This is a genomic window from Microbacterium sp. PA5 (genome assembly GCF_049860775.1).
GTDB lineage: Bacteria > Actinomycetota > Actinomycetes > Actinomycetales > Microbacteriaceae > Microbacterium.
The window spans coordinates 1,508,070-1,526,212 of sequence record NZ_CP187567.1 but is presented as its reverse complement, the minus strand read 5'-3'; the positions used below and the strand labels follow the sequence as shown (position 1 = coordinate 1,526,212).

Annotated in this window: 18 protein-coding genes and 2 tRNA genes; 12 read left to right on the top strand and 8 right to left on the bottom strand. The window is 70.4% G+C overall.

The window, feature by feature from the left end:
- Nucleotides 1-10: 10 nt before the first annotated feature.
- The gene (locus tag ACPWUT_RS07100) at nt 11-646 is read right to left on the bottom strand and encodes a hypothetical protein (RefSeq protein ID WP_425841994.1); all 636 of its coding nucleotides are present in this window, start codon (nt 644-646) and stop codon (nt 11-13) included.
- Between the two features lie 191 nt (nt 647-837).
- Here ACPWUT_RS07100 and leuA point away from each other — a divergent pair, with 191 nt between their 5' ends.
- A complete protein-coding gene (gene leuA, locus ACPWUT_RS07095) occupies nt 838-2,604 on the top strand; it encodes a 2-isopropylmalate synthase (RefSeq protein ID WP_425841991.1) in 1,767 nt (588 codons plus the stop codon).
- 273 nt (nt 2,605-2,877) lie between these two features.
- Here the strand turns inward: leuA and ACPWUT_RS07090 are convergent, their stop codons facing one another.
- A complete protein-coding gene (locus ACPWUT_RS07090; protein WP_284527273.1) occupies nt 2,878-3,564 on the bottom strand; it encodes a trimeric intracellular cation channel family protein in 687 nt (228 codons plus the stop codon).
- A gap of 70 nt (nt 3,565-3,634) precedes the next feature.
- On the opposite strand from ACPWUT_RS07090, the gene recO reads away from it, so the two are divergent.
- The 3 genes from recO to ACPWUT_RS07075 are packed head-to-tail and all read left to right on the top strand — an operon-like array spanning nt 3,635 to nt 5,885.
- Nucleotides 3,635-4,363, top strand: a complete 729-nt coding sequence (gene recO, locus ACPWUT_RS07085; RefSeq protein ID WP_284528004.1) for a DNA repair protein RecO — start codon at nt 3,635-3,637, stop codon at nt 4,361-4,363.
- A complete protein-coding gene (locus tag ACPWUT_RS07080; RefSeq protein WP_284527272.1) occupies nt 4,360-5,187 on the top strand; it encodes an isoprenyl transferase in 828 nt (275 codons plus the stop codon). The genes recO and ACPWUT_RS07080 overlap by 4 nt, the downstream gene beginning before the upstream one ends.
- Before the next feature lie 29 nt (nt 5,188-5,216).
- Nucleotides 5,217-5,885, top strand: a complete 669-nt coding sequence (locus ACPWUT_RS07075) for a DsbA family oxidoreductase (protein WP_284527271.1) — start codon at nt 5,217-5,219, stop codon at nt 5,883-5,885.
- Nucleotides 5,886-5,894: 9 nt separating this feature from the next.
- Here the strand turns inward: ACPWUT_RS07075 and ACPWUT_RS07070 are convergent, their stop codons facing one another.
- Entirely contained in the window at nt 5,895-6,398 is a 504-nt protein-coding gene (locus ACPWUT_RS07070) for a glutathione peroxidase (protein WP_284527270.1), read from the bottom strand.
- A 63-nt stretch (nt 6,399-6,461) separates the two neighbouring features.
- Between ACPWUT_RS07070 and dusB the strand changes: the two genes are divergently transcribed.
- From dusB to ACPWUT_RS07045, 5 genes are all read left to right on the top strand, one after another.
- Nucleotides 6,462-7,628, top strand: a complete 1,167-nt coding sequence (gene dusB / locus ACPWUT_RS07065) for a tRNA dihydrouridine synthase DusB (RefSeq protein ID WP_284527269.1) — start codon at nt 6,462-6,464, stop codon at nt 7,626-7,628.
- A complete protein-coding gene (locus tag ACPWUT_RS07060; RefSeq protein WP_425841984.1) occupies nt 7,600-9,003 on the top strand; it encodes a deoxyguanosinetriphosphate triphosphohydrolase in 1,404 nt (467 codons plus the stop codon). Before dusB ends, ACPWUT_RS07060 begins: the two co-directional genes overlap by 29 nt.
- Complete coding sequence (dnaG, locus tag ACPWUT_RS07055; protein ID WP_425841981.1) at nt 9,003-10,859, top strand: DNA primase; 1,857 nt, start codon at nt 9,003-9,005, stop codon at nt 10,857-10,859. The genes ACPWUT_RS07060 and dnaG overlap by 1 nt, the downstream gene beginning before the upstream one ends.
- Nucleotides 10,860-10,915: 56 nt before the next feature.
- Complete coding sequence (locus ACPWUT_RS07050) at nt 10,916-11,686, top strand: ATP-binding cassette domain-containing protein (protein WP_284527266.1); 771 nt, start codon at nt 10,916-10,918, stop codon at nt 11,684-11,686.
- A 62-nt stretch (nt 11,687-11,748) separates the two neighbouring features.
- Nucleotides 11,749-11,821 (top strand) — tRNA-Asn (locus ACPWUT_RS07045).
- 54 nt (nt 11,822-11,875) lie between these two features.
- Here the strand turns inward: ACPWUT_RS07045 and def are convergent.
- Nucleotides 11,876-12,442 (bottom strand): peptide deformylase, encoded by a 567-nt coding sequence (def, locus tag ACPWUT_RS07040; protein ID WP_284527265.1) that lies wholly within the window; start codon nt 12,440-12,442, stop codon nt 11,876-11,878.
- A 42-nt stretch (nt 12,443-12,484) separates the two neighbouring features.
- Here def and ACPWUT_RS07035 point away from each other — a divergent pair, with 42 nt between their 5' ends.
- The 3 genes from ACPWUT_RS07035 to ACPWUT_RS07025 all read left to right on the top strand — a co-directional run bounded on the left by ACPWUT_RS07035 (nt 12,485) and on the right by ACPWUT_RS07025 (nt 14,327).
- On the top strand, nt 12,485-13,576 hold the full coding sequence (locus ACPWUT_RS07035) for a DMT family transporter (protein WP_425841976.1): 1,092 nt from the start codon (nt 12,485-12,487) through the stop codon (nt 13,574-13,576).
- A gap of 30 nt (nt 13,577-13,606) precedes the next feature.
- Nucleotides 13,607-13,680 (top strand) — tRNA-Ile (locus ACPWUT_RS07030).
- Nucleotides 13,681-13,823: 143 nt separating this feature from the next.
- Nucleotides 13,824-14,327, top strand: coding sequence for a DUF3145 domain-containing protein (locus ACPWUT_RS07025; RefSeq protein WP_425841973.1), 504 nt, complete (start codon nt 13,824-13,826; stop codon nt 14,325-14,327).
- A 187-nt stretch (nt 14,328-14,514) separates the two neighbouring features.
- On the opposite strand, the gene ACPWUT_RS07020 is transcribed toward ACPWUT_RS07025, so the two are convergent.
- The 4 genes from ACPWUT_RS07020 to ACPWUT_RS07005 form a co-directional block, all read right to left on the bottom strand.
- On the bottom strand, nt 14,515-15,753 hold the full coding sequence (locus ACPWUT_RS07020) for a beta-ketoacyl-[acyl-carrier-protein] synthase family protein (RefSeq protein ID WP_284527260.1): 1,239 nt from the start codon (nt 15,751-15,753) through the stop codon (nt 14,515-14,517).
- 69 nt (nt 15,754-15,822) lie between these two features.
- A complete protein-coding gene (locus ACPWUT_RS07015) occupies nt 15,823-16,071 on the bottom strand; it encodes an acyl carrier protein (protein ID WP_121058750.1) in 249 nt (82 codons plus the stop codon).
- Nucleotides 16,072-16,144: 73 nt separating this feature from the next.
- Nucleotides 16,145-17,146 (bottom strand): beta-ketoacyl-ACP synthase III, encoded by a 1,002-nt coding sequence (locus ACPWUT_RS07010; protein WP_284527259.1) that lies wholly within the window; start codon nt 17,144-17,146, stop codon nt 16,145-16,147.
- On the bottom strand, nt 17,143-18,063 hold the full coding sequence (locus ACPWUT_RS07005) for an ACP S-malonyltransferase (protein ID WP_284527258.1): 921 nt from the start codon (nt 18,061-18,063) through the stop codon (nt 17,143-17,145). The genes ACPWUT_RS07010 and ACPWUT_RS07005 overlap by 4 nt, the downstream gene beginning before the upstream one ends.
- Nucleotides 18,064-18,143: the final 80 nt, after the last annotated feature.

Sequence of the window (18,143 nt, the reverse complement as noted above, 5' to 3'; positions counted from 1 at the left end):
CAGGGGTGCCCTAGCCGATCTCCCGCAGCGCGGAGCGGATGATGACGGTGTCCGCACCGAACTCGCCGTCAGCGGCGTCCTGCCAGGTGCCGTCATCCCACAGCACGTCGACGAACAGCCAGCCGTCCTGCGGATACGACGCGAAGTAGGCGTCGCCCAGGCGGTCCGGGAGCTCCTCCTGGATGGCGAGCAGGTCGTCCTCCGCACCCGCGCCGGGCTCGCCGCCCGTGGGGTCGGCGGGAGCCATCGGGTCGTAGAGCGCGAGCATGATCGGAGGCTGGGTGACCGTGAAGGACGTGCCGTCGTAGGTGCCCTGCACGGCGTAGCTGCCCCACTTCACGCCGCCGGTGGTCTCGAAGCCGTCGAGCCCCTCCCAGCTCCAGCCCACGAGGGGGATGCCCGCGCACTGCGGCGGGGCGGACTCCGCGACGGGCCCGAGGCACAGCTGCGCGCCGTCCTCACCGTCTCCGAGGACCATGCCCTGCCCGACGACCTCGCCGTCGGGGAGGCCGGGGGAGACCTCGCCCAGGCGCGGAGCGGCGTCGGCGGACGATGCCGGCGGCGCGGCGGAGGCACAGCCGGACAGGGCGAGACAGGTCACCGCGAAGGCGGCGACGGCGGTGGCGGCGAGGCGGCGACGGTTCATACCCCGACAGTGTCGCGCGGCACCCGACCGTCTCGAAGTTCTCCCTCCTCCGAAAGACGGGTGTATCGTGGCAGCATGCGCTTCGGTGGGCTCCTTCTTCTTAGCCGCCGCGACGAGACCTCGTAGCAGGGCCTCACTCGTCGCGGAGATCGTCGTCGGCCCGTTTTCCCACCGCGAAGAGAAGAAGCATCATGCAGAACCATCAGAAGCCCTCCGGCATGCCGACCGCGAAGTACCGGCCGTTCCACGAGCAGATCCGTGTCGAGCTGCCCGACCGCACCTGGCCGTCGCGCCGCATCGAGAAGGCGCCGCGCTGGTGCGCCGTCGACCTGCGCGACGGGAACCAGGCCCTCATCGATCCGATGAGCCCCGAACGCAAGCGGATCATGTTCGACCTGCTCGTGCAGATGGGCTACAAGGAGATCGAGGTCGGCTTCCCGAGCGCGAGCCAGACGGACTTCGACTTCGTCCGTCACCTCATCGAGGAGGACGTCATCCCCGATGACGTGACGATCCAGGTGCTCACGCAGGCGCGCGCGCACCTCATCGAGCGCACGTACGAGGCGATCGCAGGCGCCAAGCAGGCGATCGTGCACCTCTACAACTCCACGAGCGTGCTCCAGCGCGAGGTCGTCTTCCGCACCGACCGCCAGGGCATCATCGACATCGCGCTGGAGGGTGCGCGGCTGTGCCGCGAGTACGAGAAGCGCGTGCCCGGGACCGCCGTCTACTACGAGTACTCGCCCGAGTCGTACACGGGGACCGAACTGGAGTTCGCCGTCGACGTCTGCAACCAGGTGCTCGACGTGTTCGAGCCGACGCCGGAGCGCAAGGTCATCATCAACCTCCCGGCGACCGTCGAGATGGCCACGCCCAACGTCTACGCCGACTCTATCGAGTGGATGAGCCGTCACCTCAACCACCGCGAGAACGTGATCCTCTCGCTGCACCCCCACAACGACCGCGGCACGGCCATCGCCGCCGCCGAGCTCGGCTACCTCGCCGGTGCGGACCGCATCGAGGGGTGTCTGTTCGGCAACGGAGAGCGCACCGGCAACGTCGACCTCGTGGCCCTCGGCATCAACATGCTGACCCAGGGGATCGACCCCGAGATCGACTTCAGCGACATCGACCACGTCAAGCGCACCGCGGAGTACTGCAACCAGCTGCCGGTGCACGAGCGGAGCCCCTGGGCGGGCGACCTCGTCTTCACCGCGTTCAGCGGGTCGCACCAGGACGCGATCAAGAAGGGCTTCGAGGCCATGGCCGCTCGTGCGGCGGCGTCGGGCGTCTCGGTCGACGAGATCGAGTGGGCGGTGCCCTACCTGCCGATCGACCCGAAGGACCTGGGTCGGTCGTACGAGGCCGTCATCCGTGTCAACTCGCAGTCGGGCAAGGGAGGCGTCGCCTATCTGCTGAAGACCGACCACGCGCTCGATCTGCCCCGCAAGCTCCAGATCGAGTTCTCCGGGGTCGTCCAGGCGAAGACCGACGCCGAGGGCGGCGAGGTCTCCAGCGACCAGATCTGGGCGATCTTCACCGACGAGTACCTGCCGGCCGTCGTCACCGACGACAAGTGGGGCCGCTTCGAGCTGCTCTCCACCCGCACCCAGAGCGACATGTCCGGCGAGGTCACCCTCGACGTCACGCTGCGCGACGGCGACGAGCACATCGCGACCACGGGCGTCGGCAACGGGCCGGTCTCGGCCTTCCTCGAGGTCGTCCGCGCCCAGGGCTTCGACATCACGCTCTACGACTATGTGGAGCACACCCTCAGCGCCGGCGGCGACGCGCAGGCCGCGTCGTACGTGGAGCTGCAGGTCGACGGTGAGCGGCTGTGGGGCGTCGGCATCGACGGCGACATCTCCACCGCGAGCCTCAAGGCCATCGTGTCGGGCGTCAACCGTGCCATCCGCACCCGGGAGCGCTCCGGCGCGCTGGCCGGCGTCTCGGCCTGAGGCCGCCCCGCGCGGACGGCGTGCGAGAGCGCGTCAGCCGCGCGGGCGCGGTCCCGACGAGGTCCTCGTGGCACCCCGCCGGATCCTGGACAGTAGTCGTCGCTTCCGGCGCGCCGAGGCGACGAGAACTGTCAACGATCGCGTCGCGGCCCCGAACGGCGGGCAGTAGTCGTCGCCTCGCGGGCGCCGACGCGACCACGAGTGTCAACGACTCGGACTCCGTGCCGCCGTCGCGCCTCGCGAGCACGTCAGCGCGGGCGCGGCGCCGACGTGTCAGGGCTTGATGATCGGGATGGCGCTCGTCTCGAGGGCGACCTTGCGGCGGTGCAGCGCCCGCTGCTCGGGCAGCGAGATGTCGAAGATGACCGCGAGCAGCCGGATCACCGTGGTCACGGTCACGCAGGCCACGGCCGCCACCACGAGCGGTGCGCCCAGAGCGTGCACCACCGCCAGGACGACGCAGCCGGCGCCGGCGGCGACCGCGTACAGCGACCCGACGTGCATGATCGCGACGGGCAGCCCCATGAAGACGTCGCGGAGGATGCCGCCGCCGACCGCCGCGCACACGCCGACGAAGACCGCCGGCACCGGCGGAAGCCCGATGGCCAGCGCCTTGGCCGTGCCGAACGCGCCGAACAGCCCGATCACGAGAGCGTCAAGCGCGACGATCACGGCGTTGAGCCGCTGGAACACGTTGGCCAGGAGCATGCCCATGAGCGACGCCGCCGTCGCGGTGATCAGATACCAGTTGCTCTGCATCGTCGCGAGCTCGACGTTCAGGAGCAGGTCGCGGATGAGACCGCCGCCCATGCCCATCACGATGCCGATGATGGTCACGCCCAGGAGGTCGAGCCGCCGCTGGCCCAGGAACCCGGAGGCGAAGAGGGCGCCCTGCACGCCGCCCAGACCGACGGCGACGAGGTCTGCCCACAGGGGGATCACGAACAGCGGCTCTGTCACACGTCCATTGTCCCCGGTGGCGGGGATAATCGAGAAGTGACGGATGCACGACGGCGACGGGGGGACGGGCATGCCCACCTACCGCGATGAGGTTGTCGTCCTGCGCACCCACAAGCTGGGCGAGGCGGACCGGATCCTGACCCTCCTCAGCCGCCGGCACGGGAAGGTGCGGGCCGTCGCCAAGGGCGTGCGGCGCACATCCTCGCGCTTCGGTGCGCGGCTCGAACCCTTCATGGTGGCCGACGTCCAGCTCTACCAGGGCCGCACGCTCGACATCGTCCAGCAGGCATCGTCCATCGGCGCCTACGGCGCGGAGATCGCCGCGCATTACGACCGCTACACGGCGGCCCACGCGATGGTCGAGACGGCGGATCGGCTCAACGAGGCCGAGGCGACCGCGCAGCAGTACCTGCTGCTGGTCGGCGGCCTGCGGGCGCTGGCTCAGGGCGCGCACGCTCCGCGCTCGGTCCTGGACTCCTACCTCCTGCGCGCGATGGCGCTGTCGGGGTGGGCCCCCTCGCTGGGAGAGTGCGCCCGCTGCGGCACCGTGGGTCCGCAGGAATGGTTCGTGGCGCAGCTGGGCGGCACGGTGTGCGGCGACTGCGCCCCGGCCGGCTCGGCGCGGCTCCACCCCGAGACCGGGCAGCTGCTGCGCGCACTGATGTCGGGCGAGTGGGATGTCGTCGACGGGGCGACCGACGGTGCCACCGCGGCGGCCTCGGGACTGGTCGCCGCCTATGCGCAGTGGCATCTCGAGCGGGGGATCCGCTCGCTCTCGCATCTGGAGGCGCCCCGATGACCCCCAAGCCCTACACGCATCGTGATGCCGTCCCCTACCGTCCCCTGGACTGGACCGGCCTGACGCCCCCGTCGTTCCCGAAGGGCGGCGTCCCGCAGCACGTCGCGATCGTCATGGACGGCAACGGCCGCTGGGCCAACCGCCGGGGACTCACCCGCATCGAGGGCCACCGTGCGGGTGAGGAGGTGCTGCTCGACGTCGTGGCCGGCGCCGTCCAGGCAGGCGTGAAGCACCTGAGCGTCTACGCGTTCTCCACCGAGAACTGGAGCCGCTCTCCCGAAGAGGTGCGCTTCCTCATGGGGTACAACCGCGACGTCCTCCATCGCCGTCGCGACCAGCTTAACGAGTGGGGCGTCCGCGTCCGGTGGGCCGGTCGCAAGCCGCGGCTGTGGGGCTCGGTCATCAAGGAGCTGCAGTTCGCGGAGCAGCTGACCGCTTCCAACGACGTGCTCACCCTCACGATGTGCATCAACTACGGGGGCCGGGTCGAGCTCGTCGACGCCATGCGCGCGATCGGCGACGACATCGCCGCCGGGCGGCTGCGTCCGGGCGCGATCACCGAGAAGACGATCCGGCGCCACCTGTACGTGCCCGACATGCCCGACGTCGACCTGTTCATCCGCTCCTCGGGGGAGCAGCGCACGTCGAACTTCCTGCTGTGGGAATCCGCGTACGCCGAGATGGTCTTCCTCGATCGCCTGTGGCCCGACTTCTCGCGCACGGACCTGTGGGACGCCATCGCTCTCTACCTGTCGCGCGATCGCCGCTTCGGCGGCGCGGTCGACGCTCCGAGCGCAGGGCGAGATATCCCCGAAGGGGAATAGACCCGGATCGTTCCGGTGTTGCGTCTGGTGTGACGGAAACCATCAAGATCGACGTGTGGAGCGACATCGCCTGCCCGTGGTGCTACATCGGCAAGCGCAACCTGGAGTCGGGTCTCGCCGCGACGAGCTCCGACGCAGACGCCCCCCGCGTGGAGGTCGTCTACCACTCCTTCGAGCTGTCGCCCGACACCCCGGTGGACTTCGAGGGCGACATCGCCGACTTCCTCGCGCAGCACAAGGGGATCTCCCGCGAGCAGGCGTCGCAGATGCACGAGCACGTCACCGGCATCGCTGCCGACGCCGGCCTCGAGTACCGTTTCGACCTGCTGCAGCACACCAACACCGTCAAGGCGCACGAGCTGCTCCACTTCGCGAAGGCGCACGGCCGCCAGCACGACGTGGCGGAGCGGCTGATGTCCGCCTACTTCACCGAGGGTCGCCACGTCGGCCGGATCGACGACCTCGTGACGATCGCGGTCGAGGCAGGGCTCGACGGCGACGCGGCGCGCGCGGCGCTGGAGTCGGCGGAGTTCCTCGACGACGTCCGTGCCGACCAGGCACAGGCCGTCGCGTACGGCATCCAGGGGGTGCCGTTCTTCGTCATCGACGGCAAGTACGGCGTCTCCGGCGCCCAGCCGGCCGAGGCGTTCTCGCAGATCCTCCGGCAGGTCTGGTCCGAGCGCGCTCCCGCAGCCTGACGATCGGCGTCAGCGGGGGAGATTCGCCTCGATCGTCGAGACGATCTCTGGAGCGTCGGGCTTGGTCTGCGGGCGGAAGCGGTGAACCTCACCCTCCGGCGTGACCAGGAACTTCTCGAAGTTCCACATCACGGGACCCTTCGCGCCCTCGGCGTTGCGCGCCTTCTTGAGCGCCTTGTACAGCGGCGCGGCATGAGAGCCGTTCACGCGGATCTTGTCCATGATCGGGAAGCTCACGCCCCACGTGACCGCGCAGTAGTCGAGGATCTCGTCCATCGAGCCCGGCTCCTGCCCCATGAACTGGTTGCACGGGAAGCCCACGACCTGGAGGCCCCGGTCGCCGTAGGTCCGCTGGAGCTCCTCGAGCTGCTCGTACTGCGGTGTGAGGCCGCACTTCGAGGCGACGTTCACGATCAGCACCGGTCCGTCACCGTACTCGGCCAGGGTCTTCTCGGACCCGTCGGCGGCGCGGAAGGCGATCGTGCGGATGTCCACAGTCGACGTCTCGGTCATGCTCTCCACGATAAGCCCGCGCCTGCCGCCGAAGGGTCGCACGTGTCTGGGAGAATGGACAGGATGTCTTCCACTCTCGCTCCCGCCCCGGCTCTGCGCATCGGCCCGATCGCGCTCGACGCGCCGGTCGTGCTCGCACCCATGGCGGGCATCACGAACACCGCGTTCCGCCGCCTCTGCCGCGAGTACGGAGCCGGCCTCTACGTGAGCGAGATGATCACGACGCGCGCACTGGTCGAGCGGAACGCCACCACGATGCGCCTCATCACGCACCACGAGTCCGAGAAGCCGCGGTCGATCCAGCTCTACGGCGTCGATCCGGCCACCACCGAGGCCGCTGTCCGCCTGCTCGTGGAGGAGGACCGCGCCGACCACATCGATCTCAACTTCGGCTGCCCCGTGCCGAAGGTCACCCGCAAGGGCGGGGGAGCGGCTCTGCCGTGGAAGCTCGGCCTGTTCCGCGACATCGTGACCCGTGCGGCGCGAGCCGCCGGCGACGTGCCCCTCACGGTGAAGATGCGCAAGGGCATCGACGGCGACCACCTCACCTACCTCGACGCCGGCCGCATCGCGGAGGACGCGGGCGTGGCCGCCGTCGCGCTGCATGCGCGCACCGCCGCCGAGTTCTACTCGGGCACCGCGGACTGGGAGGCGATCGCGCGCCTCAAGCAGGCGGTCACCTCCGTGCCCGTGCTCGGCAACGGCGACATCTGGTCCGCCGACGACGCCGTGCGGATGATGGCCGAGACCGGCTGCGACGGCGTCGTCGTCGGGCGCGGCTGCCTCGGCCGGCCGTGGCTGTTCGGCGACCTCGCTCGTGCCCTGGGCGGCCCGTCGGCCGCCGCGGGAGACCCCGTCGACGCGACGCTCGGCTTCGTCGCCCGCGCCTTCCGGCGCCATGCCGAGCTGCTCGTCGAATTCTTCGACGACGAGGGGCGCGGATGCCGCGACATCCGCAAGCACGTCGCCTGGTACTTCAAGGGCTATCCGGTGGGCGGTGAGACGCGGGCGATGCTAGCGACCGCGTCCAGCCTTGCGGAGATCGACGAGATCCTGGCCACCCTCGACCCGAGTGCGCCTTACCCCGGTCAGGCCGCGGAGGGCCAGCGCGGCCGCGCCGGCACGCCCAAGCGTCCGGCCCTGCCGGACCGGTGGCTCGAGTCGCGCGACCTCGACGCCGCCGAGACGACTGCCATCGCCGATGCGGAGCTCGACCACAGTGGCGGCTGACGCCGGTGCCGGCCTCGGGACCAGCGTCGGCGTCGCGCCCGGTCGCCCGTCCGGCTACACCGATCACGACGCCGAGCGCTTCCATCCCGAGACGCATCGCTCGCGCCGCGACAGCTTCGCACGGGACCGCGCGCGCGTGCTCCACTCCGCAGCGCTGCGGCGCCTGGCGTCCAAGACGCAGGTGCTGAGCCCTGCGAGTCCCGCCGATTTCGCCCGGAACCGCCTCACGCACTCGCTCGAGGTCGCCCAGGTGGGCCGGGAGCTCGCGATCGCCCTCGAGCTGTCGCCCGACGTCGTCGACACCGCCTGCCTGAGCCACGACATCGGTCACCCCCCGTTCGGGCACAACGGCGAGCGGGCGCTGAACGAGTGGGCCGCCGATATCGGAGGGTTCGAGGGGAACGCGCAGACGCTGCGCATCCTCAGCCGGCTGGAGCCCAAGGTGCTCGGCGACGACGGCACGAGCTTCGGGCTGAACCTCACGCGCGCGAGCCTCGACGCGGCCTGCAAGTACCCGTGGACGGCGGCGCACGCGGTTCCCGACCCGGGCGGGCGTCAGAAGTTCGGCGTCTATCCCGAGGACGAGGCCGTCTTCCACTGGATGCGCGAGGAGGCCCCCGGCCGTGCCCGCTGCATCGAAGCCGAGGTCATGGACCTCTCCGACGACATCGCGTACTCGGTGCACGACCTCGAGGACGCGATCCTCAACGGCTACCTCGATCCGCGCAGGCTGGCGGACAGCCGCGAGCGCGAAGCGCTGCTCACCTCCATCCAGTCCTGGGTGGGCTACGGCTTCACGCGCGACGAGCTCGCCGACGGCCTCTACCGCCTGACCCAGCTTCCCGAATGGCTCACCGAGTACGACGGGTCGCGCGCCGCCCTCGCCGGACTGAAGAACCTCACCTCCGACCTCATCGGCCGCTTCGCGCGCGCGGCCACCGCCGCCACGCGCGAGCACTTCGAGGCGCCCGTCCTCACTCGCTACCGGGGGCGGGTCATCGTCCCTCGGGTGATCGAGGTCGAGATGGCCGTGCTCAAGGGCGTCCTCGGCGCCTTCGTCGTCTCGATCGACGGGCGCAAGGGCCTCTACAAGGAGCAGCGCCGCGTCCTCAAGCGCCTCGCCACGGCGCTGTGGGAGCGGCCCGAGCATCTCGACCGCCTGCACGCCGAGGAGTTCGCTCATGCGCCGTCGGACGATGAGCGACGTCGGGTCGTCGTCGACCAGGTGGCCACGCTCACCGACCGCTTCGCGATCGAATGGCATTCGCGGCTGATCGGACCCGTCGATCTGCGGGAGCTCGGCCTGTGGTCTTCGGACGGCCGCGCCACCGCGGCGCACGGCTTCGCCCTGCCCGAGCCGATCGAGGGTCTCTGATGGCGCGCATCCGGCAGGCCGACGTCGACGAGGTCAAGGCACGCACGAACATCGCCGACATCATCGGCGAGCGGGTGGCGCTGAAGTCGGCCGGCGTGGGGTCGCTGAAGGGGCTGTGCCCGTTCCACGACGAGAAGAGCCCGAGCTTCAACGTCCGCCCGCAGGTCGGCTACTACCACTGCTTCGGCTGCGGGGAGTCCGGCGACGTGTACTCGTTCCTGCGCGCGATGGACCACCTGACGTTCACGGAGGCGGTCGAGAAGCTCGCGGCTCGCATCGGCTTCTCGCTCCACTACGAAGACGGCGGCGCGGCTCCCGAAACGAGCGGACGTACGCGGCTCTACGCGGCCAACACGGCGGCTGCCGAGTGGTTCCGCGGACAGCTTGCGAGCCCCGAAGCCGACGCCGGGCGCCGCTTCCTCGGGGAGCGCGGTTTCGACGCGGGCGCCGCCGCCCACTTCGGCATCGGCTACGCCCCGAAAGGCTGGAATTCGCTGCGCGACGCGCTGCGGTCGCAGGGCTTCTCCGACGAGGAGCTCTCGGCGGCGGGACTGGTCTCGCAGGGCCAGCGCGGCGTGTACGACCGGTTCCGCGGCCGGGTGGTCTGGCCGATCCGCGACATCACGGGACAGACGATCGGCTTCGGCGCCCGCCGCCTGTACGACGACGACCAGGGGCCGAAGTACCTGAACACCCCCGAGACCCTGATCTACAAGAAGGCGCAGGTCCTCTACGGGATGGATCTCGCGAAGAAGTCGATCGCGCGCGACCACCGGGTGGTCGTGGTCGAGGGCTACACCGATGTGATGGCGTGCCACCTCGCCGGCGTCACGAGCGCGATCGCCACCTGCGGCACGGCGTTCGGCTCCGATCACATGGGCGTGGTGGGACGCGTCGTCGGGAACGATTCCGCGGGCGAGATCATCTTCACCTTCGACCCCGACGCAGCGGGGCAGAAGGCCGCGGTCCGCGCGTTCGCCGAGGCACGCGGATCGGCTCTCCGCAGCTACGTGGCCGTCGGACCGGAGGGCCTGGACCCGTGCGACCTGCGCCTGCAGCGCGGCGACGGGGCCGTCCGCTCCATGGTCGAGCTGAAGTCGCCGCTGTTCGAGTTCGTCATCGATCGCCGCATCGCCGATCATGACCTCGGCTCCGTCGAGGGACGCGTCGCCGCGTTGCGATCGGCCGCGCCGATCGTCGCGGACATCCGCGACGCGGGCATCCGCAGCCGGTACGAGCACCTTCTCTCGAAGCGCCTCGGCGAGGAGCTGGGGGAGGTGCACCGGGCGGTGCAGCGCGCGGCGGCGCGTGCGCGCGAACGCGATGCGGCTGCCACGACGCCTCAGGCGGCCGCCGATCCCGCCCCCGACGCCACTCCCGTCGCCCGCGTCACCATCGCCTCGCTGCCGCGCACCGCCGACACCGCGATCGAACGCGACGCACTGATGGGGATCCTCCAGTACGGACACGTCCTCGACGCCGCCGAGGTCGACGCCGCCCTCGCGCTGCCGATGCACCATCCGGCGCTCGACGCAGTGCGACAGACGATCGCCGCGCAACCCGATCGCACCCGGGTCGGGTGGGCGTCGACCGCGGCCGAGGCGGTGCGCGAGCCCTTCCGCTCGCTCGCGGTCGAGCTGCTGACCGCCGCCTTCCCGGCGCTCACCGAGGCCGAGGCGTCCGCATCGGCGCTCGCGCTGTGCCGACGTCTGCGCGTGCGCGCGATCGATGCCCAGAAGCGCGAGCTGCTCGGCGCGATCCAGCGCGTGGCGCCCGACTCGGCAGAGGGGCGCGCGGTCCGGGTGTCACTGCGCGAACTGGATGTCCGCCGACGCGAACTCTCCGAGTTGTCCTGAGCCCCACCGAGGGAACTCCGCTGTCGCTCGACGGCCGCGTCGGGCAGGATGAAGCCATGCCACGCCGCACCAGTACCGACGCTGCGATCCGTGCGAGCGATCTCTCCATCGCGCGCGGCGGCGACGCCGGCAGGGTCGTGGACGGCGTGAGCTTCGAGGTCGCACGCGGGGCGGCGCTGGCGGTCATGGGTCCGACCGGTGCGGGGAAGTCCAGCCTGGCGGCGGTCATCGCCGGCAGCGACGACGCGTCGCTCAGCATCGTCGGCGGCACCGCGGAGGTCGACGGCCTTCCCGTCCGCAAGGGGGGCCGGACACTGCGCATGCGGCGCTACGTCACGGGCTACCTGCCCCAGGGCGCCGGCGCCGAGCTGCCGGCGCGGCTGACTGTCGCGGAGGTGATCGGAGCCCCGATCACCTCACGGGATCGACGGGTGAACCAGCGCGCCCTCGCGGTGCGCGTCGCGAGCCTGCTCGATGAACTCCAGCTGCCGCTCGGCGCGGCCGCGAAGTACCCGTACGAACTGAGCGCGGGCATGCGCCAGCGCGTCGCGCTCGCCCAGGCTCTCGTGCTGGACCCACAGGTCTTCGTCGGCGATGCTCCGTACGCGAACCTCGATCCGGAGGTGCGGCGTGCGGCGCGGGACGCCCTGCAGCGGCGGCGCGAGGAGGACGGGATGGCGCTCCTCCTGGTCACCAACGACCCCGAGGCGATCGCCGAGCTCGACGCCGACGTGCTCGTCCTCCGGGGAGGTCACACGGTCGCCTACGGGCACGGGACGGCGGACCTGCTCTGGACGCCCGACGGCGGCACGCCGATCGCGTCCTGAGTTCACGAGCACCCCTCCGGCTTTGCTACGATAGTCGGGTTGCCCACCGCGAGGCGGGCTGATCCTCGGTAGCTCAATTGGCAGAGCAATCGGCTGTTAACCGATAGGTTCTTGGTTCGAGTCCAAGCCGGGGAGCGCAACGGCTCCGGGCTCCACCCCGGAGCCGTTCTTCTTTCCCCGGGCCGGCGCTCAGGCGTCGAGGTCGTCGATGCCCGGCGTCCAGGACGCGCCCGGACGCCCCCACCCGCGCTTGCGGGCGATCTTCTGCACGGTCTTCCAGTCGGAGTCGTCGAGCCGATCGATGTAGAGGACACCGTCCAGGTGGTCGAACTCGTGCTGCATGATCCGCGCACGCCAGCCGTCGACCTCGATCCGCACGGGCTCGCCGTCGAGGTCCGTGCCGGTGACGAGCACCTCGTCGGACCGGCGGAGGGCGAAGCGCTCGCCCGGGAACGACAGGCACCCCTCGGACTCGTCGTCGGGGTCCGGCGCACCGGGCTCCAGAGGACGCATCCACAGTTCTGGGTTGACGATGACGCCGCGCCACGGGGCGCCGTCGTCGTCCTGGTACGAGTACGTGTAGATCCGCAGGCCCACACCCACCTGCGGCGCCGCGAGGCCGACGCCGGGCGCCGCGTCCATCGTCTCGAACATGTCCTCGACGAGCTGCCGGATCTCGTCGGTGACCTCCGAGACGGGAGCAGCAGGAGCGTGCAGGACGGGGTCACCCATGATGCGGATCGGAAGAACAGCCACGTCCTGAGCCTATCGATCGACACCTGCCGTTAGTGTCGAGGGGTGTGGATTGCGGAACTCGCGCTCGATGAGCTGACCGACGAACTCGTCGGCGTCTTCCGCGACCCGGCCATCCTCATCGGCATCCCGCTCGCGCTCCTCGGCGCCGTGTTCATGTCCTTCGGTGCGCAGTACCAGCACCGCGGGGTGCAGAAGGTCGAGCGGCTCACGCAGACCTCGGGCGGCTCCGGCCTGACCGGTGGGCAGCTGCTGAACCTGCTGCGCCGGCCCTCGTGGGTCGTCGGCACGCTCATGCTGGGACTCGCGATCGTGTTCCAGTTGTCGGCGCTGTCGTTCGCGCCGCTCATCCTGGTCCAGCCGGTCGGTGCGATCTCTCTGGTCATCACGACGCTGCTGAACGCGCGGATCTCCGGACACAAGCCCACCGGCCGCTCCATCTCCGCCATCACGATGTGTGTCGGCGGCATCTTCATCTTCGTGACGATCGCGGCGCTCTACGCGACCGAGACCCCCGTGTCCGACCAGCAGCTCATCACCATCCTGCTGATCCTCGCCGGGGTCATGATCGTGCTGGCCGGCCTCTGGATCTGGCTCCGCTCGCGCATGCGCGCGCTGTTCTACATCGTGGCCGCGGGAATCGTCTACGGCTTCGTCGCCACCCTCGCCAAGGTCGTCATCAGCCGGATCCAGAACGGCGACTTCGAATGGCTCACGGTCGTGTGCATCGTCGCGCTGCTGGCCGGCACCGGCATCGGCGCCTACTTCGTGCAGACCGCGTACGCCTCGGGCCCGCCCGACCTCGTCATCGCCGGGCTCACCGTCATCGATCCCATGGTCGCGATCGTGATCGGCCTCGCCGTGCTGGGGGAGGCGGCCAACGCCCCCGTGGGGGCCTATATCGGCTTCGCCGCAGCCGGCGGTCTCGCGATGGTCGGGGTCTTCCAGCTGGCGCGGCATCACCCCGAGGTCGTGAGCCACAGTCAGGAGATCCCCATCTCGCGCGGCAGCACCGGAGAGCCCGTCGACGACGCCGGCGCACCGAAGACGCGCTCCGTCCGACTGACCGAGACGGTGTCGAAGGTGTGGCCCGACCCTCCGGTCGACGACGAGAAGGATCTCGGCAAGCGCCACTAGGCTCGGAGGAGTCCGGTGCACGCCGGACGCGGGGCGGTGGCCAAGCTGGTCAAGGCAGCGGGCTCATAACCCGACGATCGTGGGTTCAAGTCCCACCCGCCCTACTCGGTTCGAGCCCCGGGAATGACACGGTTGTGATTCGCCGGTCGTTTCCGTCATAATGAGGCCATAACCGCATAACCGCCGCACATCGGCTCACACCGTTCAGGTCGTAGGGGAAGACGTACCTGACGAAACGGAGAGAACGATGGCGACACCTCAAGCGCGTGGAGTGATCTACATTCACTCCGCGCCACGTGCGTTGTGCCCCCACCTCGAGTGGGCTGTCGGGCGCGCCCTCGGGCACGCCGTCAACTTCGACTGGGCCGACCAGCCGGTGCTGTCCGGCAGTCGTCGCGCCGAGTTCTACTGGGAGGGCGCTGCCGGTACCGGCGCCGCCCTTGCAACTGCGATCCGCGGGTGGGAGCACCTGCGGTTCGAAGTCACCGAGGACCCGACGCCGCGCAGCGACGGCGGCCGGTGGCTGCACACCCCTGGACTCGGCATCCACTTCGCACAGACCGACACCGCCGGCAACGTCGTGATCGGCGAGGACCGCATCCGCTACGCGATGGAGATCGCCGCCGGCGATGCCTTCGAGCTCCAGCGCGAGCTCGACATCGCTCTCGGCGCTGCGTGGGACGAGGAGCTCGAGCCCTTCCGCCACGCGAGCGACGACGCACCGGTCGTCTGGCTCCACAAGGTCGGCTGAGACGGTCCTGCGCGACCCGACACTGTCAGTTCGAACCTCCACAACTCCACAGCCCGGCGGCGCGGGCGCGTCAGTACCGGCCTCGGATGGCTTCCCGGGGAACGGGAACGCGTGCCGGCCGCCCACCCGAAAAGAAGGACGCCCTCCGCTTGGCTTCGCGGAGGGCGTCCTTTCGTGGTGCGGACTGTTACACCGACTCGATGGCCACGACGGCGTTGTGACCGCCGAAGCCGAAGGAGTTGCTGATGGCGAGCTGATCGCCCGCGCCGAGCGGGGTCGGCTCGCCGGACAGCCGGAACGGCACGGCCGGGTCCTGCTCGGTGATGTTGATCGTCGGCGGCGCGACGCGGTCCCGCAGGGCGAGGACCGTGAAGATCGCCTCCAGTGCTCCGGTCCCGCCGAGGAGGTGACCCGTGGAGGCCTTCGTCGCGGAGACCGGGATGTCGTCGATGCGGTCGCCGAACACGCTCTTCAGCGCGACGTACTCGTTCGGGTCGCCCACCGGGGTCGAGGTCGCGTGGGCGTTGATGTGCGTGACCTCGTCGACGGACCGGCCCGCAGCCTCCAGCGCGAGGTGGACCGCACGGGAGGCGCCGGCGCCCTCCGGGTCGTTCGCGGTGATGTGGTACGAATCGGCGGTCACGCCACCGCCGACGATCGCGGCGTAGATCTTCGCCCCGCGCGCCTTGGCGTGCTCTTCGGTCTCGAGGATCAGGACGCCCGCGCCCTCGCCCATGACGAAGCCGTCACGGTCGATGCTGCCGGGGCGCGACGCCGTCTCGGGGGAGTCGTTGCGGCGCGACAGCGCCTGCATCGACGCGAACGACGAGATGGTGATGGGATGGATGACCGACTCGGTGCCGCCGGCGATCACGACGTCGGCGAGTCCGGCGCGCAGGTGCTCCACGGCGTTGACGAGCGACTCCGTGCTCGACGCGCACGCGCTGGCGACCGTGCGCGCATAGGCGCGGGCTCCGAAGTGCAGCGAGAGGTTTCCCGCTGCCGCGTTCGGCATGAGCATCGGCACCGTCATGGGGAGCACGCGACGCGGCCCCTTCTCGCGCAGCGTGTCCCAGGCGTCCAGGAGCGTCCAGAGGCCGCCGATCCCGGTCGCGAAGTCCACGCCGAGCCGCTCGGGCTCCACCTCGGGCTCGCCGGCGTCGGCCCAGGCCTCCAGCGCCGCGACCAGCGCGAACTGCGAGGACGGGTCGAGGCGCTTGGCCACGGGGCGCTCGAGGACGGTGTCGGGCCGCACCTTGGCCTGCGCCGCGAAGGTCACCGGCAGCTGGTACTTCTCGACCCAGTCGTACTCGAGGGTACGGGTGCCGGATGCCCCGGACAGCAGGGCCTCCCAGCTCTCGGGGGCGGTGGCACCGATCGGGCTGGACGCGCCGATACCGGTGACGACGATGCGCTGATTGCTCATGTGTTCCTCGTGATGCTGCGGTGGGGGCTCAGAGCGGGTCGCTCGCGCCCCCACCGCGGGCGGTGCAGGTCAGGCCTGGTTCGACGTGATGAAGGTCACGGCGTCGCCGACGGTCTTGAGGTTCTTGACCTCTTCGTCGGGAATGGTGACGCCGAACTTCTCCTCGGCGTTGACGACGATCGTCATCATCGAGATGGAGTCGATGTCGAGGTCGTCGGTGAAGGACTTCTCGAGGGCGACCTCATCGGCCGAGATTCCGGTCTCGTCGGTGATGAGCTCGGCGAGCCCGGCGAGGACCTCGTCGTTGCTGAATGCCATGGGTTTTCTCCTTGTTATCCGGTGGGTCGGGCCCGACGGGCCGCTAGTCAGTCTAGGTGCGAGGGGGTCGCCGTCACGGGAGCACGACGACCTGTGCGCCGAACACGAGCCCCGCGCCGAAGCCGATCTGGAGGGCGAGTCCGCCCGACAGCTCGGGGTGCTCTTCGAGCAGCCGGTGGGTGGCCAGCGGGATGGACGCGGCCGACGTGTTGCCGGTCGTCTCGATGTCGCGGCCGATGGCCACCGTGTCGGGAAGGCCGAGCTGCTTGGCGAACTCGTCGATGATGCGCATGTTGGCCTGGTGCGGCACGAAGGCGGCGAGGTCGGCCGGGGTGATGCCCGCCTCCTCGATCGCGCGGCGAGCGACCTTGACCATCTCCCACACCGCCCAGCGGAACACCGTGGGCCCCTCCTGACGGAGCGTCGGCCACGGCGCGGCGCCGTCACGGAAGTCCGTGAGGGTGTGGTTCATTCCGACGGCCTCGTGCTTGGATCCGTCGGAACCCCACACCGTGGGGCCGATGCCCGGGAAGTCGCTCGGGCCGACGATGACGGCGCCCGCGCCGTCGCCCAGGAGGAACGAGATGGACCGGTCGGTGGGGTCGACGATGTCGCTGAGCTTCTCGGTGCCCACGACTGCGACGTAGGTGGCGGCACCGGCGCGGATGAGGGCGTCGGCCTGCGTCACCCCGTAGGCGAACCCGGCGCAGGCGGCGTTGACGTCGTAGGCCGCTGCGGGATTGGCCCCGACGCGGTCGGCGACGATCGCCGACACCGAGGGCGTCTGCTTCGGGTTGGAGATCGTGGAGACGATCACCGCGTCGACCTGCTGCGGATCGATCCCCGCGCGCTGAATGGCCTCGGCGACGGCGTCGGTGGCCAGATCGATCGCCGTCGTGTCGCGGTCTGCCCGCGCGCGCGTGACGATGCCGGTGCGCTGGCGGATCCACTCGTCGCTGGAGTCGATCGGACCGACGAGGTCGTCGTTGGGAACGAGGTTCTCGCCCCGAGCGGCGCCGTACGCGTAGATGCGCGTGTGCGCGGGACCCGTGGGCTGTCTGAGCGTGGCGGTCACGCGTCATCTCCTGTCAGCAGTGCGGCTGCGGCCGCGAGGTCGTCGGGCGTCTTGACCGCGACGGTGGGCGTGCCGCGGAGGGCGCGCTTGGCCAGCCCGACGAGGGTGCCGGCCGGCGAGAACTCGATGATGCCGGTGACGCCGCGTTCGGCGAACGAGCTCATGCACAGATCCCAGCGCACCGGGGAGGCGACCTGGTCGACGAGCAGATCGAGGGCCGTGCGACCGTCGGCGACGACGGATCCGTCACGGTTGGTCCACAGCGTGAGCGACGGATCGGACGCCGCGACGTCTCCCGCCGCGGAGCGGAGCGCCTCGACGGCGGGCGCCATGAAGCGGGTGTGGAACGCGCCCGCGACCTGCAGCGGGATCACCCGCGTTCCGGCGGGCGGGGTCGCCGACAGCTCCGCGAGCGCCGGCAGCGCACCAGCCGCGACGAGCTGTCCGCCGCCGTTGTAGTTGGCGGGGGTGAGGTCGAGCTCGGTGAGGCGTGCGACCACGGCGTCCTGGTCGCCGCCGAGGACGGCGCTCATCCCGGTGTCCTCGAGCGCGGCCGCCGCGGCCATCGCCCGGCCCCGGAGGCCGACCAGACGCATCCCGTCCTCGTCGCCGATGACGCCGGACGCCACGAGCGCGGCGATCTCGCCCACCGAGTGACCGGCGGTTCCGGCCGGTGCCGCGGGCGTGACGTCGCGCAGCGCGTGCCAGGAGAGCAGGCTGGCTGCGACGATGAGCGGCTGTGCCACCTGGGTGTCGCGGATGCGGTCGGCATCCCACTCGGTGCCGGCGGCGACAAGGTCCACCTGCGCCAGGTCCGAATACTGCGCGAGACGCTCCTGCGCGCCGTCGAGCTCGAGCCAAGGGGCGAGGAAACCGGGGGTCTGCGAGCCCTGGCCGGGGAACACGGCGATGATCACGTGACTATCCTCCCAAGAAGATGACGGTCGGGACTGGCGATGAGGTCACAAGAAACCCGAGATGCTTTGTGCGCGCCGCA

What these genes read in the sequence shown, in the direction of transcription:
- ACPWUT_RS07100 (WP_425841994.1), bottom strand. Translation starts at nt 646, where the DNA reads ATGAACCGTCGCCGCCTCGCCGCCACCGCCGTCGCCGCCTTCGCGGTG.
- leuA (WP_425841991.1), top strand. Translation starts at nt 838, where the DNA reads ATGCAGAACCATCAGAAGCCCTCCGGCATGCCGACCGCGAAGTACCGG.
- recO (WP_284528004.1), top strand. Translation starts at nt 3,635, where the DNA reads ATGCCCACCTACCGCGATGAGGTTGTCGTCCTGCGCACCCACAAGCTG.
- ACPWUT_RS07080 (WP_284527272.1), top strand. Translation starts at nt 4,360, where the DNA reads ATGACCCCCAAGCCCTACACGCATCGTGATGCCGTCCCCTACCGTCCC.
- ACPWUT_RS07070 (WP_284527270.1), bottom strand. Translation starts at nt 6,398, where the DNA reads ATGACCGAGACGTCGACTGTGGACATCCGCACGATCGCCTTCCGCGCC.
- dusB (WP_284527269.1), top strand. Translation starts at nt 6,462, where the DNA reads ATGTCTTCCACTCTCGCTCCCGCCCCGGCTCTGCGCATCGGCCCGATC.
- ACPWUT_RS07060 (WP_425841984.1), top strand. Translation starts at nt 7,600, where the DNA reads ATGCGGAGCTCGACCACAGTGGCGGCTGACGCCGGTGCCGGCCTCGGG.
- dnaG (WP_425841981.1), top strand. Translation starts at nt 9,003, where the DNA reads ATGGCGCGCATCCGGCAGGCCGACGTCGACGAGGTCAAGGCACGCACG.
- ACPWUT_RS07050 (WP_284527266.1), top strand. Translation starts at nt 10,916, where the DNA reads ATGCCACGCCGCACCAGTACCGACGCTGCGATCCGTGCGAGCGATCTC.
- ACPWUT_RS07025 (WP_425841973.1), top strand. Translation starts at nt 13,824, where the DNA reads ATGGCGACACCTCAAGCGCGTGGAGTGATCTACATTCACTCCGCGCCA.
- ACPWUT_RS07020 (WP_284527260.1), bottom strand. Translation starts at nt 15,753, where the DNA reads ATGAGCAATCAGCGCATCGTCGTCACCGGTATCGGCGCGTCCAGCCCG.
- ACPWUT_RS07015 (WP_121058750.1), bottom strand. Translation starts at nt 16,071, where the DNA reads ATGGCATTCAGCAACGACGAGGTCCTCGCCGGGCTCGCCGAGCTCATC.